The 14,210-nt window shown below is 67.9% G+C and carries 9 protein-coding genes; 5 read left to right on the top strand and 4 right to left on the bottom strand.

Translation table 11 applies throughout. From position 1 onward, the window contains the following. Positions 1-162 precede the first annotated feature (162 nt). A complete protein-coding gene (locus NX778_RS12025) occupies positions 163-2,952 on the top strand; it encodes a TonB-dependent receptor plug domain-containing protein (protein ID WP_258811978.1) in 2,790 nt (929 codons plus the stop codon). A 202-nt stretch (positions 2,953-3,154) separates the two neighbouring features. Here the strand turns inward: NX778_RS12025 and ttcA are convergent, their stop codons facing one another. The 3 genes from ttcA to NX778_RS12010 are packed head-to-tail and all read right to left on the bottom strand — an operon-like array spanning position 3,155 to position 5,254. Continuing rightward, positions 3,155-4,072, bottom strand: a complete 918-nt coding sequence (gene ttcA / locus NX778_RS12020; RefSeq protein ID WP_258811977.1) for a tRNA 2-thiocytidine(32) synthetase TtcA — start codon at positions 4,070-4,072, stop codon at positions 3,155-3,157. Next, positions 4,069-4,467: a dihydroneopterin aldolase gene (locus tag NX778_RS12015; RefSeq protein WP_258811976.1), complete on the bottom strand. Its 399-nt coding sequence runs from the start codon at positions 4,465-4,467 to the stop codon at positions 4,069-4,071. The genes ttcA and NX778_RS12015 overlap by 4 nt, the downstream gene beginning before the upstream one ends. A gap of 16 nt (positions 4,468-4,483) precedes the next feature. Beyond that, entirely contained in the window at positions 4,484-5,254 is a 771-nt protein-coding gene (locus NX778_RS12010) for an SDR family oxidoreductase (RefSeq protein WP_258811975.1), read from the bottom strand. Between the two features lie 54 nt (positions 5,255-5,308). On the opposite strand from NX778_RS12010, the gene NX778_RS12005 reads away from it, so the two are divergent. The 4 genes from NX778_RS12005 to NX778_RS11990 all read left to right on the top strand — a co-directional run bounded on the left by NX778_RS12005 (position 5,309) and on the right by NX778_RS11990 (position 10,835). Further along, positions 5,309-6,457, top strand: a complete 1,149-nt coding sequence (locus NX778_RS12005) for a class I SAM-dependent methyltransferase (protein WP_258811974.1) — start codon at positions 5,309-5,311, stop codon at positions 6,455-6,457. An 87-nt stretch (positions 6,458-6,544) separates the two neighbouring features. Further along, entirely contained in the window at positions 6,545-7,480 is a 936-nt protein-coding gene (locus tag NX778_RS12000; protein ID WP_258811973.1) for a J domain-containing protein, read from the top strand. A 181-nt stretch (positions 7,481-7,661) separates the two neighbouring features. Further along, positions 7,662-9,296 carry a tetratricopeptide repeat-containing response regulator gene (locus NX778_RS11995; RefSeq protein ID WP_258811972.1) on the top strand — a complete coding sequence of 545 codons (1,635 nt, stop codon included), beginning with the start codon at positions 7,662-7,664 and terminating at the stop codon, positions 9,294-9,296. After that, the gene (locus NX778_RS11990; protein ID WP_258811971.1) at positions 9,297-10,835 is read left to right on the top strand and encodes an HDOD domain-containing protein; all 1,539 of its coding nucleotides are present in this window, start codon (positions 9,297-9,299) and stop codon (positions 10,833-10,835) included. Here NX778_RS11990 and NX778_RS11985 read toward each other — a convergent pair. Further along, positions 10,798-14,037: an EAL domain-containing protein gene (locus tag NX778_RS11985; protein ID WP_258811970.1), complete on the bottom strand. Its 3,240-nt coding sequence runs from the start codon at positions 14,035-14,037 to the stop codon at positions 10,798-10,800. The genes NX778_RS11990 and NX778_RS11985 overlap by 38 nt on opposite strands. Positions 14,038-14,210 lie beyond the last annotated feature (173 nt).

Here is a 14,210-nt window from a genome sequence, read left to right as displayed (position 1 = left end):
TTCCCCTAAGAATCAGTTTTCCAAAGATTTGTGGTTAATAGAAAACAATCATTAAAAACTACTTAAATCTTGGCAGATATCAATTAGTATGTACGGGCGTAAATTTCCGTAAAGTTGATCAATTTACGTAGTCAATAATTCCAAGCAAAGGGAGAGAGAACCTTGCAATACAATAAATTGAACAAGACCGCGCTCGCCGCGGCACTGAGCCTGGCATTCTCGAATGCCGCGGTGGCCCAACTCCAGATCGACCCGGATGCCAAGATCCAGCGCGTCGAAATCACCGGTTCGAGCATCAAGCGTACCGACATCGAAGCCGCCGGCTCGGTGCAAGTGATGACCCGTGACGACATCGACCGCACCGGCGCCACCACCGCGCTGGAAATCCTGCGTACCTCGGTTGCGACCTACACCGGCATCAACTCGGCCACCGCCAGCTCGGGCAGCTTCGCGACCGGTTCGTCCGGCGTCGACATGCGCCAGCTCGGCAAGGTCTCGACCCTGGTGCTGGTCAACGGCCGCCGCATCGCCCAGTACGGCCTGTCCGACGGCGCGCAAGAGAACTTCACCAACCTCGACGCCATCGCTTCGGACGCCATCGAGCGCATCGAGATCCTGAAGGACGGCGCCTCGGCAATCTACGGTTCGGACGCGGTTGCCGGCGTGGTCAACATCATCCTGCGCAAGGAATTCGTCGGCGCGCGCCTGAAGGCCAATTACAACACGGCCGACGGCTTCAGCGACTACCGCAACCGCAACGCCTCGGGCCTGTTCGGCTACGGTGACGTCGACCGCGACGGCTTCAACACCTACCTGAGCATCGAAGGCTACAAGCGCGACGGCTACAGCCAGGGCGACCTGGCCAGCCTCTACCCGGACTGGCACCGCCTGACCCCGGGCCGTTCGACCTACGACGCGCTGAGCGCCTACTCGCCGACCGGTAACTACTTCCTGAGCAGCACCAACATCGTCGCCGCGCCGGGCTGCCCGGCAGCCAACATCGACCCGGCCGACAAGCAGTGCAAATTCGACCAGTACCCGTATGCCGGCATCACCACCAACAACAAGCGTTGGGCAGCGGTCAGCAACACCCACTTCCGCATCGGCCAGTCGATCGACGCCAACTTCGAAATCACTGCCGCCGGCGCCATCAACGATTACATCGTGGCGCCGATGACCACGCCGTCCACCACGTCCAGCAGCACCTGGTACAACGTGTTCGACGGCAAGATGGTCGGACCGTTCTTCTACCCGAAACTCCCGGTGGGCCATCCGTACAACCCGTACTCGACCCCGGTCGAACTGCGTGCGCGCCTGATGGACACCGGTAACGGGTTCAACTTCAACAGCACGAACTCGAGCCAGTCGCGCGTGATGCTGGCCCTGACCGGCCAGCTCGGCGACTGGGACTGGAAATCGGCCGCCGGCTTCATGGACTCGAAGGCCGTCAAGGCCACTCGCGCCACCAGCATGAAGGGCTATAGCGACGCGATCACCAACGGCACCTACAAGTTCAACCAGACCAACGATCCGGCCCTGCTGAACACCATGTTCCCGGTCCGTACCACCATCGGCAATGCGCGCATCGCTTTCATCGACGGCACCATTTCCGGTGAAGTGGCCAAGCTGCCGGCCGGTCCGCTGAACGTCGCGTTCGGTACCGACATCCGCCGCGAACACTACGACATGAAGAGCTCGGACAACGTGCTGCGTGGCGACCTGGTCGGCATCTTCGGCCTGCAGGTGAACGACACCGTCAGCCATTACGCGCTGTTCTCGGAAGCGACCATCCCGGTGGTGAAGAAGCTGGAAGCGAGCGTCGCGCTGCGCGCCGACAAGAGCGACAACGCGAAAGCCCACCTGTCGCCGAAGCTGGGCCTGCGCTACAACGTGCTCGACAGCCTGCTGTTGCGCGCTACCGCGGCGGGCGGCTTCCGCGCGCCGAACATCGTCGAATCCGGTAACGGCCTGGGCCGCAGCTCGGTGGCCAACGGCGTCAACGACCTGCGTCGCTGCCCGATCGCCACCACGCTGAACAACCTGGTGCAGAACGCGCCGGGCGTCACCGCCAGCGACAAGGCGCTGGCCAACGGCTACCGCAACGCCGACTGCTCCAGCTCGCTGCCGAGCTTCGTCGCGTCGAACCCGGGCCTGAAGCCGGAAACCTCGACCTCGCTGACCCTGGGCGCCGTGTTCGAGCCGATCAAGAACACCACGTTCGCGCTCGACTACTACCGCATCGAGCGCAAGGACGAAATCGGCACCCGTTCGGTGACCGACATCCTGAAAGGCGAAGCCTCGCTGCCGGCTGGCCAGCTGATCCGTACGGACAACAGCGCGGTCGACAACGAGTTCCTGGCCCTGGTCAAGAAATACGTGCCGAACAACACCGTCAACTACGGCGGCGTCGGCAAGCTGGGCCTGGTGTACAACCCTTACGTCAACAGCAACAAGACCAAGGTCTCGGGCTTCGACTTCGACGCTTCGACCCGCTTCAACCTGAAAGAGTGGGGCGACCTGCGCCTGCGCCTGGAAGGCAACTACACGCTGAAATACCAGACCTTCAGCCAGGCGGACGGCGCCTACACCGCCGACCAGTCGGGCACCTACGACTTCGGTTCGAAGCTGCGCGTGAAGATCCGTGGCTCGTGGAAGAAGGGCGACTGGGACAACGGCATGACCCTGAACTACCTGAGCGGTTACAGCACCAACAGCATCTCGTCGCCGACCTACTGCACCACGCAGAAAGTCGCGGCGGAATGGTTTGCGACCTGCGACCGCGTCAAGCCGCGCCACACCCTGGACTACAACCTGGCCTACCGTGGCATCAAGCACGTCAGCCTGAGCCTGTACATCAACAACATCCTGAAAGAGGGTGGTCCGATCACCTGGCGTGACGGCTGGTCGCCGCAGTTCCGCACCATCGGCGTGACCGGCGCTTACACCTTCTAAGTTCGAAGGGTAAAAGCAAAAAGACCAGGCTGCGTGCCTGGTCTTTTTTTTGGGGGGGCAGCGTTGCTTGCGTTAAGTGTTAGCTGTAAACCGTCATTCCCGCGCAGGCGGGAATCCCATTTCGTGTGCCGGCCACTTCGTCAGATTGCCGCGGTGCGCGTCGAAAATGGGGTTCCCGCTTCCGCGGGAACGACGGTCATGGTTAACTCAAGCGCTGCAGCGAAATGGTATTTGTCTCCGGCGTCGAGCACGGCTCCTCGTCGAAGGCGATATCGCCCGCCGGATCGGCCACGCCGGTCGCCTGCAGGCCCGTGAAGCCGAACAGCGAGCGGTCCATCAGGTGCGACGGCACCACCGTCGACAGCGAGGAGAAGATGTTCTCCACCCGCCCCGGATGCTTCTTCTCCCACTCGCGCATCAGGTTCTTGATCTGCTTGCGCTGCAGGTTTTCCTGCGAGCCGCACAGGTCGCACGGGATGATCGGGAACTGCTTGACCTCGGCGTAGCGCTCGGTGTCCGCTTCCTTCACATAGGCCATCGGCCGGATCACGATGTGCTTGCCATCATCCGACACCAGCTTGGCCGGCATGCCCTTCAGCTTCCCGCCGAAGAACATGTTCAGGAAGAAGGTTTCGAGGATGTCGTCGCGGTGGTGGCCCAGCGCGATCTTGTTGCAACCGAGCTCATCGGCCACGCGGTACAGGATGCCGCGGCGCAGGCGCGAGCACAGCGAGCAGGTGGTCTTGCCTTCCGGGATCAGGCGCTTGACGATGCTGTAGGTGTCCTGGTTCTCGATGTGGAAGGGAATGCCGAGCTTTTCCAGGTAGGCCGGCAGGATCTCGGCCGGGAAGCCGGGCTGCTTCTGGTCGAGGTTGACGGCGACGATGTCGAAATGGATCGGCGCGCGCTCGCGCAGCGTCATCAGGATGTCGAGCAGGGCGTAGCTGTCCTTGCCGCCGGACAGGCAGACCATCACCTTGTCGCCGTCCTCGATCATGTTGAAGTCGCCGATGGCCTGGCCCACCTGGCGGCAAAGGCGCTTGTGCAGCTTGTTGTTCTCGTGCGCGATCTTGTCGAGCTGCTTCGCGCTCGGCGCCTCGGAGATGGCCGCCGCGCTCATGCTGCGTCCTTGATCTGGAACACTTCCACGCCCACGCCTTCGCAGTCGGGATAGACGTCCGGCTTCATGGTCGACACCCGCACCGCGCGCACCAGCGGGTGCGACAGCATCGAGCGGGCGACGTCGTCGCACAGGGTTTCCTGCAGATGCACGTGGCCCTCGGCCATGCGGCGCGCGATGGTCTCGCGCATGAAGTCGTAGTCCACCACTTCCGACAGCTGGTCGGCCTTGGGCGTCGATTGCGCCAGCGGAATGTACAGGTCAACATTGATCAGCACCCGCTGCTCGCCCTTCTTTTCGAAGTCGTGCACGCCGATGTTGATCATGACTTCGTAGTTGCGCAGGAACAGCCGGCGGCAGTCGAGCAGGCTCGGGTGGTACAGGGCGGACATCATAGTGGTATCGGTTTGATTAGTTAGTCAGGAACATCACGTCGCGCGCCAGCGGCATCAGGTGCTGGCCGCCATCGACCAGCAGGGTGGTGCCGGTCAGGGCGCGCGCGGTGGCGGCGTACACGACGGCATCGGCGATGTCGTCCGGCGTCGACGAGCGTTGCAGCGGGGTCAGCTGGTGCGCCTTGGCGAAGCCTTCTGCGGTCTGCTCGCCCGACACCAGCGTGATGCCGGGCGCCACGCCGACCACGCGCACCGCCGGCGCGAGCGCCTGGGCCAGCATCGTGGTCGCGGTGTGCAAGGCGGCCTTGGACAAGGTGTACGACAGGAAATCGGGGTTGAGATTGTACAGCTTCTGGTCGAGCAGGTTGATGACCACGGCCTGGCGGCCGGCCGGCGTCGCGGCATGCAGGGCCTGGGCCAGCAGCAGCGGCGCGGCCAGGTTGGCCTGCATATGGGACGCCAGCAGCTGCGGGGAGAAGGTGGTCGCGCTGTCGTATTCGAACAGCGAGGCATTGTTGACCACGCAGGCCACATGGCCCAGCGCCGCCGCCGCGCGCGCGGGCAGGGCGCGCACTTCGGCTTCGACGGCGAGGTCGGCCTTGAGCGCGCAGGCGCGCCGGCCCAGCGCGTGGATCGCCTCGACCGTGTCCAGCGCTTCCGCTTCCGAGGCGCGGTAATGCACCGCCACGTCCCAGCCAGCGCGCGCCAGCCCGAGCGCGATCGCGCGCCCGATGCGCTTGCCGCCGCCGGTCACCAGCGCCACTTGTGCTTTGTCTGTGTTGTTCATGTTGTATGCAATATCTTGCATAGTTCGCCAATCGGCGGCTGCTACAATGCCGCCATGTCTCTCCCCGCACCAGATCCGGACGCGCTGGCCGCGTCGCAAGCCCTGCAGCAGCACATCGCCGCCGACATCGCGCACCACGGCGGCGCCATCCCGTTTTCGCGCTTCATGGAGCTGGTGCTGTACGCGCCGCGCCTCGGCTACTACAGCGGCGGCGCGGCCAAGCTCGGCGCGGAAGGAGATTTCACCACCGCGCCCGAAACCACGCCGCTGTTCGGCGCCAGCCTGGCGCGCGTGGCAGCCGCTATTATCGCCCAAAGCGCGCCCCATCTCATCGAATTCGGCGCCGGCACCGGCAAGCTGGCGCGCGACGTGCTGACCGCACTGGCCGACCTGGGCGTCGAAGTTGCCACTTACACCATCATCGACCTGTCCGGCGAGCTGCGCGCGCGCCAGCAGGAATTGCTGGCCGGTTTCCCGATGGTGCGCTGGTCCGACACCCTGCCGGAAGACTTCAGCGGCGTGGTGCTGGCCAACGAGGTGCTGGACGCGATGCCGGTCGAGCTGGTGGTCAAGACCGAACCGGGCTGGCGCCGCCGCATGGTCAGCGTGGAAGACGGCGCCTTCGCCTGGACCGACGCCGCGCCGGACGCGGCCCTGGTGGACCACATCGCGCGCCAGGTGCCGGATGCCGACGCCCTGCCGGACGGCTACCTGAGCGAGGTGCACCCGGTGGCCTGCGGCTTCATGGCCTCGCTCGCCAGGCTGTTCGGGCAGGGCAGGGGCGCGGCGCTGCTGATCGACTACGGCTTCCCGGCGCACGAGTACTACCACCCGCAGCGCGACACCGGCACCCTGATGTGCCACTACCGCCACCACGCCCATCCCGAGCCTTTTTTCCTGCCCGGCCTGCAGGACGTGACGGCCCACGTCGATTTCACCGCGATGGCGCTGGCGGCCCAGGACGCCGGGCTCGACGTGCTGGCCTATATGAGCCAGGCCCAGTTCCTGCTGTCGGCCGGCATCGGCGAGCTCTTGACGCGCACCGACCCGCTTGACGCCCTGCGCTACCTGCCGCAGGCGCGCGCCGTGCAAAAGCTGGTCTCGCCCAGCGAAATGGGCGAGCTGTTCAAGGTGCTGGCGGTCGGCCGCGGCGTCGCCTTGCCGGATGAGATCGCGCGCGCCGACCGCAGCCACAAATTGTAGGCTTGATAATTAATTGCGCGAAAAGCAGGATCGGCTATCATAAGTTCAACGTGAAGGGCGCACGGGGCGCCCCACGCCCGCAAAACCATGGCCAAGATCCACACCCACTATGACAACCTGAAGGTAGCGCGCCAGGCGCCGCAGGAAGTCATTCGTGCGGCATACAAGGCCCTGAGCCAGAAATACCATCCCGACAAGAATCCCGGCGACGAGAAGGCCGCGCGCATCATGGCCATCGTCAATACCGCCTACAACACCTTGTCCGACCCGGTGCGCCGCAAGGAGCACGACGAGTGGATCGCGGCCGAGGAATGGGAAATCGACTGGCTGGAAAGCACCCACGGCGAGGACGGCCGCGAGCGCCACGGGCGCGACTGGGAAGCGCGGCCGGTGCCGCTGCCGCGCGCGCGCATGCTGCGCGACCCGCGCTGGTGGCTGGGCATGGCGGTCTGCTTCGTGGCCGGCGCCGCCTGCGCGCTGCTGCTGGCGCCGCCCTCGCACCTGCTGCCCTCGGCGCTGGCCTGGGGCGCCAAGACCAACGCCGCCATGCGCGCCGACGCCGCCAATCCGGCCCGCGACAGCTGGGCCATTCCCTACGGCGCCGAACCGCAGGCCAGCGCGCCCGACATCAAGGCCCTGGCCGTGACCCAGCTGGTGGTGCCGGCGCGGGCGCCCGACTGCGATACCGACCTGCAGAGCCTGGTCGCGCCGAACGGCGACCCGTGGCCGGTCCAGTCCGGCTACCTGACGGGCTACCCGGTCGGCAATATGGGCGACGAGATGCAGGTGGTGGTCGACAACAGCGCCAATCCCTCGCCGGTGTTCGTCAAGATCTACGACCTCGACCGCGGCTCGAACGTGCGCCACGCCTACGTCCAGCCGCGCGGGCGCCTCGTCATCGACAAGCTGGCGGCCGGCAAATACGAAGTGCGCTACCAGAACATCCTGGCCGGCGCCAGCCACGGCGACTGCGTCGACGGCCGCCGCACCGCGCTGCGCCGGGCATCCGCCGGCTCGTCCTGATTGCCGCTCTGGCAAGAGTGTCGCTTTTCCGCCGCGAAATATGACGGCCGGGTGAAGGCGCACTCATCAAAAGTTTTCCTCTGCCGTAATATACTTTACTCCGCCGTAATATCTGTTGCGTATAAATCAGGCGCCCAGGCAGCGCCCTTCACGGCGGTGGAGACAACACGGAACCCCTGATATGGAAAATCTGGATGGACTGACAGCGCTCATCGTCGAGCCTCATGCGGGGATGCGCACCAGCATCCAGAACATGCTGACGATGTGCGGCCTGGCCAATATCCAAGGCGTCGGCAGCTCGAACCAGGCCGTCAAGCAGCTGGCCGGCAAGCAGATCGACATGGTGTTCTGCGAATACGAGCTGGGCGACGGCCAGGACGGCCAGCAGCTGCTCGAGGACCTGCGCCACCACAAGCTGATCTCGCTGTCGACCATGTTCTTCATGGTCACCGCCGAGGGCAACCACAGCAAGGTGGTCAGCGCCGCCGAGCTGGCGCCGACCGACTACATCCTCAAGCCCTTCACCGCCGACCGCCTGATGGAACGGATCTCGCGCGCGCTGGAGCGGCGCCGGGTGTTCATGAACGTGCACGCGCTGATGGACGCCGGCCACCAGCGCGAGGCGATCGAGGCCCTGCGCGAGGTCGAGCAGGCCTTCCCGCGCTATGCGCTGGATGCGCTGCGCCTGCGCGCCGAGCTGCACATGTTCCTGTCCGAGCCGGAACAGGCCGAACCGATCTACCGCGCGCTGGCCGACGCCAAGGCGATCCCGTGGGCGCGCCTGGGCCTGGCCAAGACCCTGTTCGTGCGCGAGCGCTTCGACGAGGCGCACGACATCCTGCAGAACCTGGTCGGCACCAACAAGAACTTCGTCGACGCCTACGACTGGCTGGCGCGCACCCACGCCGCCCTCGGGGAGCTGGACAAGTCGCAGGCGGTGCTGGCCGATGCGGTGGCGGTGTCGCCGCACATGGTGCGCCGCCTGCGCACCCTGGGCGAGACCGCGCTCGCCGCCGGCGACGCCGACACCGCCGAGAAGACCCTGCGCCAGGTGGTCAGCAAGGCCAAGTATTCCGAGTTCCGCGACCCCGAGGACCACGTCAAGCTGGTGCGCGCGCTGGTCAACAAGGGCGACGCCGAGCAGGCCGCGGCCGTGATCCGCGACCTCGACCGCTCGATGGGCAACCAGAAGAACGCCAAGGCTTGCAGCGCGATTTCGTCGATGATCCTGCACCAGCACACCGGCAATACCGAACGCCTCGGCCAGGCCCTGCAGGCCGCGGCGGACGCCTGCCGCGACGCCCCCGGCCTGTCGTCCGATCTCAAGCTGGAGCTGGCCCACAGCTGCCTGGCCAACGGCCTGGAAGAGCTGGCGGCCGAGGTGGTGCAGGAAGTGATGCGCAACGCCAGCGACGACGCGGCGATGGACAAGGCCATGGGCGTGCTGCAGGAAGCCGGCCACGGCGAACTGGCCGCGCGACTGGCGCAGGAGAGCCGCCAGCAGGTGATCGACCTGGTCTCGAGCGGCGCCGCGCGCGCCCGCGCCGGCGACTACAGCGGCGCGGTCGAGATGATGCAGGAAGCGGCCGAGAAGATGCCGAACAATCCCTCGGTGCTGTTCAACGCCGCGCTGGCGCTGCTGCGCTGCCTCGAGCACGCCGGCTGGGACGAGCGGCTGGCGGCCAAGGTGCCGCCGCTGGTCGACAGCGTGCGCCGGCTCGACCCGCGCAACCCCAAGCTGCCGGCCCTGGTCGCACTGCACCAGGTCGTGCTGCGCAAGTACCACAAGGGTCCGCGGATCAAGAAGGCAGGCTAAATGGTGGATGGATTCGAGGCGGAGCAGGCCGAACGCGCGGCCCGCGACGTACGCAGCAAGCTGATGGCCAAGGCCAGCGGCGACGAGGAGATGTTCGCGCTCGGCAGTTCGGTGGCGCGGGTGGTGCAGATGGCGACCTCGGACGACCAGGGCACCCAGGACCTGGCCTACTACGTGCTGTCCGACCCGGCGCTGACCCAGCGCATCCTGCGCCTGTCGAACACGGTGTGCTACCGCACCGCTTCCGGCATGCAGGTCACCACGGTCACGCGCGCCATTTCGCTGCTCGGCTTCGACAATGTCAAGACCGCGGCGCTGGCGATGATGCTGGTCGACGCGCTCGGCACCAGCGCCCACGCCAACAGCGTGCGCATCGAGTTGGAAGCCTCGCTGTGCGCCAGCCTGGTGGGGCGCGAGCTGGGCCGCCGCAGCAGCCACGCGGGCGCCGAGGAAGCCTCGATCGCGGCCCTGTTCAAGAATCTGGGGCCGCTGCTGGTCGCGTCCCACGAGCACGAGCGCTACCGCGAGATCAACAAGCTGGTCGCCACCGGCAAGCATAGCGTCGCGCAGGCGGCCCAGAAGGTGCTGGGCTGCAGCTACGACACCCTGTCCGAGGCCGTGCTGGGCGAGTGGAACATGCCGGACCCGATCGTGCGCGCGCTGCAGGCGCCGCCGGCCGGCGCGCTCAAGCCGGCCGCCAACCGCGGCGAGTGGATGCGCCAGGTGGCGGCGCTGTCGATGGACGTGGCGCGCCTGGTCGGGCGCGAGGCCGAGCCGGCCGACGGCGCCGGCGCCCAGGCCCTGCTGGCGCGCTACGGCAAGGCGCTGGCGCTCGACAAGGACGCCTTCGACGGCCTGTTCGCCACCGTGCGCGAGGAGATGAACGGCCTGCTCGAATCGATGCACCTGGCGCCGCCGCGGCTGGAAGAGCCGGAACCGGACGGCCTGCCCGGCGTGCTGCAGCAGGCCGCGCTGGACGGCGGCGCCGTCGCCGACGAGAAGCACGCCAGCGGCAAGCCGAAGAACGCGCGCGAGCAGCTGCTGGCCGGCCTGCAGGACGTGATCCAGCTGCGCGCCGGCGGCCACGCCCGGGTCAACGAAGTGGTGTCGGCGGTGCTCGAAACCCTGTACCAGGCGATGGGCTTCCGCTTCGCCACCGTGGCGCTGCGCGACCTGAAGAGCGGCCAGTACCGCGCCCGCGCCTCGTTCGGCGCCGAGCACGCGGCGCTGCAGGCCGGCTTCATCTTCCCGGCCGAGGCGCGGCGCGACCTGTTCCACCTGGCGATGGAGAACGACGCCGACCTGATGATCGCCGACGCCGGCACCGCCAAGATGCGCGAGCTGCTGCCGTCCTGGCACCGCGCGCTGCTGCCGGACGCGAAGAGCTTCATCGTGCTGCCGCTGGTGGTGAACAAGGTGCAGCTCGGCCTGTTCTACGCCGACCGCACCCGCACCGCGCCGGAAGGCGTGCCGCCCGACGAGACCTCGCTGATCAAGGCGCTCAAGAGCCAGGTACTGGCTGCGCTCGGGTCCGGATGAATTCGGCGAACTCGGGCACCGGCATCGGCCGCGCGAACAGGAAGCCCTGCGCCTCGTCGCCGCGCTTGTCGCGCAGGAAGCCGTACTGGGCCTCGGTCTCCACCCCTTCCGCCACCACCGTCAGCCCGAGCGAATGGGCCAGCGCGATGGTGGCCGCCACGATCACCGCGTCGTTCGGGTTGGTCTCGATGTCCTGCACGAAGCCGCGGTCGATTTTGATGCGGTCGATCGAGAACAGCTTCAGGTAGGCCAGCGAGGAGTAGCCGGTGCCGAAGTCGTCGATCGCCAGCTTGAAGCCGCGGTCGCGCAGCTGGCGCAGCAGGGCGCGCGTGGTTTCCGGGTCGCGCATGGCGGCGGTCTCGGTGATCTCCAGCTCCAGCCGCGAAGGATCGATGCGGTGCTGGGCCAGCAGCGCGTCGAGGCGTTCCAGCAGGGCCTCGCCGGCCACCTGGCGCGCCGACAGGTTGACCGCCAGCCGCAGCGCGCCCAGGCCGTTGGCCTGCCACTCGGCCAGCAGCTGCATGGCGCGCGCCAGCACCCAGTCGCCCAGCGGCAGGATCAGGCCGGACTCCTCGGCGATCGGGATGAAGCGGCTCGGCTCGACCGTGCCCAGCTCGTCGTCGTGCCAGCGCAGCAGCAGCTCGGCGCCGATCACGCGCCCGGTGGCCAGCTCGACCTGGGCCTGCAGGTGCACCTCGAAGGCTTCGCGCTCGAGCGTGTTCCACATGCGGCTCTCGAGCAGCAGGTGCTCGTGGGCGGCGGCGTTCATCGCCGGCGAGAAGAACTGGAAGTTGCCGCGGCCCTCGCGCTTGGCCGCGTACATCGCGGTGTCGGCGTGGCGCAGCAGGGTGGCGCCGTCCGCGCCGTCGCCGGGGAACAGCGCGACCCCGACGCTGGCGCCGCTGTGCACCGAACCGCCGCCCAGGTGGTAGGGCGCGGACAGCGACTCGACCAGCCGCACCGCCACCGCCGACACGCTGTCCGGGGTCAGCGGCCCGGCCAGCACGATCACGAACTCGTCGCCGCCCAGCCGGCCCAGGGTGTCGACGTCGCGCAGCAGCTCCTTCATGCGCGCCGAGGCCGCCGTCAGCAGCTGGTCGCCGACGTGGTGGCCGAACGAGTCGTTGATCTTCTTGAAGTGGTCGAGGTCGATGAACAGCACCGCCAGCGGCGTGTGCGCGCGGCGCGCCTGGGCCAGCAGCTCGTCCAGGCGCTTCCGCAGCGCGAAGCGGTTCTCCAGCCCGGTCAGCACGTCGTAGTGGGCCAGCCGGTAGATCCGCTCCTGCGAGCGGAACTGCTCGGACAGGTCGTGCAGGATGCACACGAACAGGTGCTCGGTGGGCAGCAGCACGCGCGCCACCGACACCGCCAGCGGGAACAGTTCGCCGCTGGCGTTCATGCCCTTCAGGTCGTGCTCCTCGGCCTTGGCATGGGCCAGCCGCGCCAGCAGCGCGATGCCGCTTTCGCCGGCCGCGGGCGGCACCAGCGCGTCGAAGCGCAGGCCCGGCAGGCGCGCCAGCGGATAGCCGAACAGGCGCGCGGTGGCGGCATTGCCCGACACCAGCAGGCCGCCGCGGTCGACCGTGACGATGGCGTCGGCGGCGTTGTCGAGGATCGCCTGCAGGCGCGCCTCGCGGTCGCGCAGGCGCGCGGTGCGGTCGCTGACCATGCCCTCGATGCGCGCGCGCTCGCCGCTGATCAGCAGCATCAGCGCGCCCAGCAGGCCGGTCATCAGCAGGCCGGCCGTGATCACGGTCCAGCTGGCCAGGCCGTGGCGCAGGGCCATCACCACCGGCGAGAAGCGCAGGCTGTAGGTGCGCCCGCCGAACGACAGCGTGGTCTCGAAATCGTCGGCGGTCTGGCGCGGGCCGGGCGCCACCAGCGCGGTGGCGCCGCCGTCGGTGACGTCGAGCAGGGTCGGCACGTAGCCGCCGAAGCCGGCTTCCTCGCCGGCGCGCCTGAGCATCAGGCCGGTGTTGATGACCAGCACCACCAGGCCCTCGGGCGGCCCCGCGGCCGGGCCCACGCAGCGGAACAGCACCACGCCCGGCACGCGGGTCACGGCCAGCATGACCGGGGCCGAGGCCACCGGGCTGCGGGTTGCGACGGCGCGGCGCACGGCGGCCGCGCGCGCCGGATCGCTCATGTAATCGACCCCGAGCGCGACCACATTGGCCGGCGGCGTGGTGTACAGGGCCGCGAAGTAGACCGGACGCGCGCCGGCGCGGCGCAGGCTGCCGCCGGGGCCGATGTCGCGGATCTCGAAATCGGGCGCGATGCTGCGCCGCGCCCACGCTTCGAACAGGGGGCGCTGGCCCAGCGGCACGCGCGCGGCCCAGTTCACGGCCTGCAGCTCGGGACGGTGGCCGACGTAGCCGCCCGCCACCCGCAGGAACTTTTCGCGCGACAGCATGGTCGGCTCGTCGGCGAGGGCGCGCGCGAAGGTCTCCACGAAACGCCCGTGCTCGTTGAATTGCGACTGCATCAGGTCGCCCACCTGCTGGGCCTTCAGGCGGAACGCGTGCAGCATCTGCTCGCGTTCCCAGCCCACCGCCTGCTCGTACATCACCAGCACCGCGCAGGCCGCCACCAGCAGCGGGATCGCCACCACGCCGGCGCGCCGCCGCCACAGCGGGCGCGGTGCTGCGCACAAGATCCAGGTCAGCGGCGCCGCCAGCAGCACGCCGATGGTGTCGCCGGCCCACCAGTTGACCCAGGCTTCGGCCTCGGCCGGCGGCGCGATCAGCCCCAGCGCCGCCAGGTTGGCGACGTTGATGCTGGCGCTGACCAGGCACGCGACCGGCGCCAGCAGCAGGAAGTACAGCACGTCGCGGCCGGCGTCGATGGCGGGGTGGATCCAGCGCCGGAATGCAAGCGCGCCCAGCCAGGCCTGCAGCGTGGTGCCGGTCATGGAGCCGCCCACCGCGAGCGCGAAGGCGAGGCCGTGCGTGGCCGAGCCGGGCCAGGAGCCGGCCATGGCGCCGAGCAAGGGGCCCAGAGCAATGCCAGGCAGCACGCGCCAGCCGAACACGGCCGCCAACGCGAGGTAGATCCCGGACTGCGGGAACACCGGGCTGGGGTAGTCCGGCGCCAGCGCGATCAGGGCCGCCAGGCGGGTCAGCACGGGGTAGGCGAGGGCGGCCGCGAGATTGGCCACCAGCAGCTGGCGCCCGCTCGCCTCGCGGTCGCGTGCGCTGTTCATGCACGGGCTCCGTTGTTGCTGAAACCGCACACCCGGCGGCGGCCGCGAAAACGCGCGAAAAAATCGTCGGCGAACAGCCCTTGCACTCTTGCAGGGCGAGCGGTTACAATCACGGCCCGAAGCGCAGCCACTGTTTGAACCGGTTCAAAACCGGCAAAAATGGTTGACAGCAT

Source organism: Massilia terrae (assembly GCF_024753145.1).
Classification (GTDB): Bacteria; Pseudomonadota; Gammaproteobacteria; order Burkholderiales; family Burkholderiaceae_D; genus Telluria; species Telluria terrae.
The sequence above is the reverse complement of the archived record's forward strand: the minus strand, read 5'-3'. Positions and strand labels throughout refer to the sequence as shown.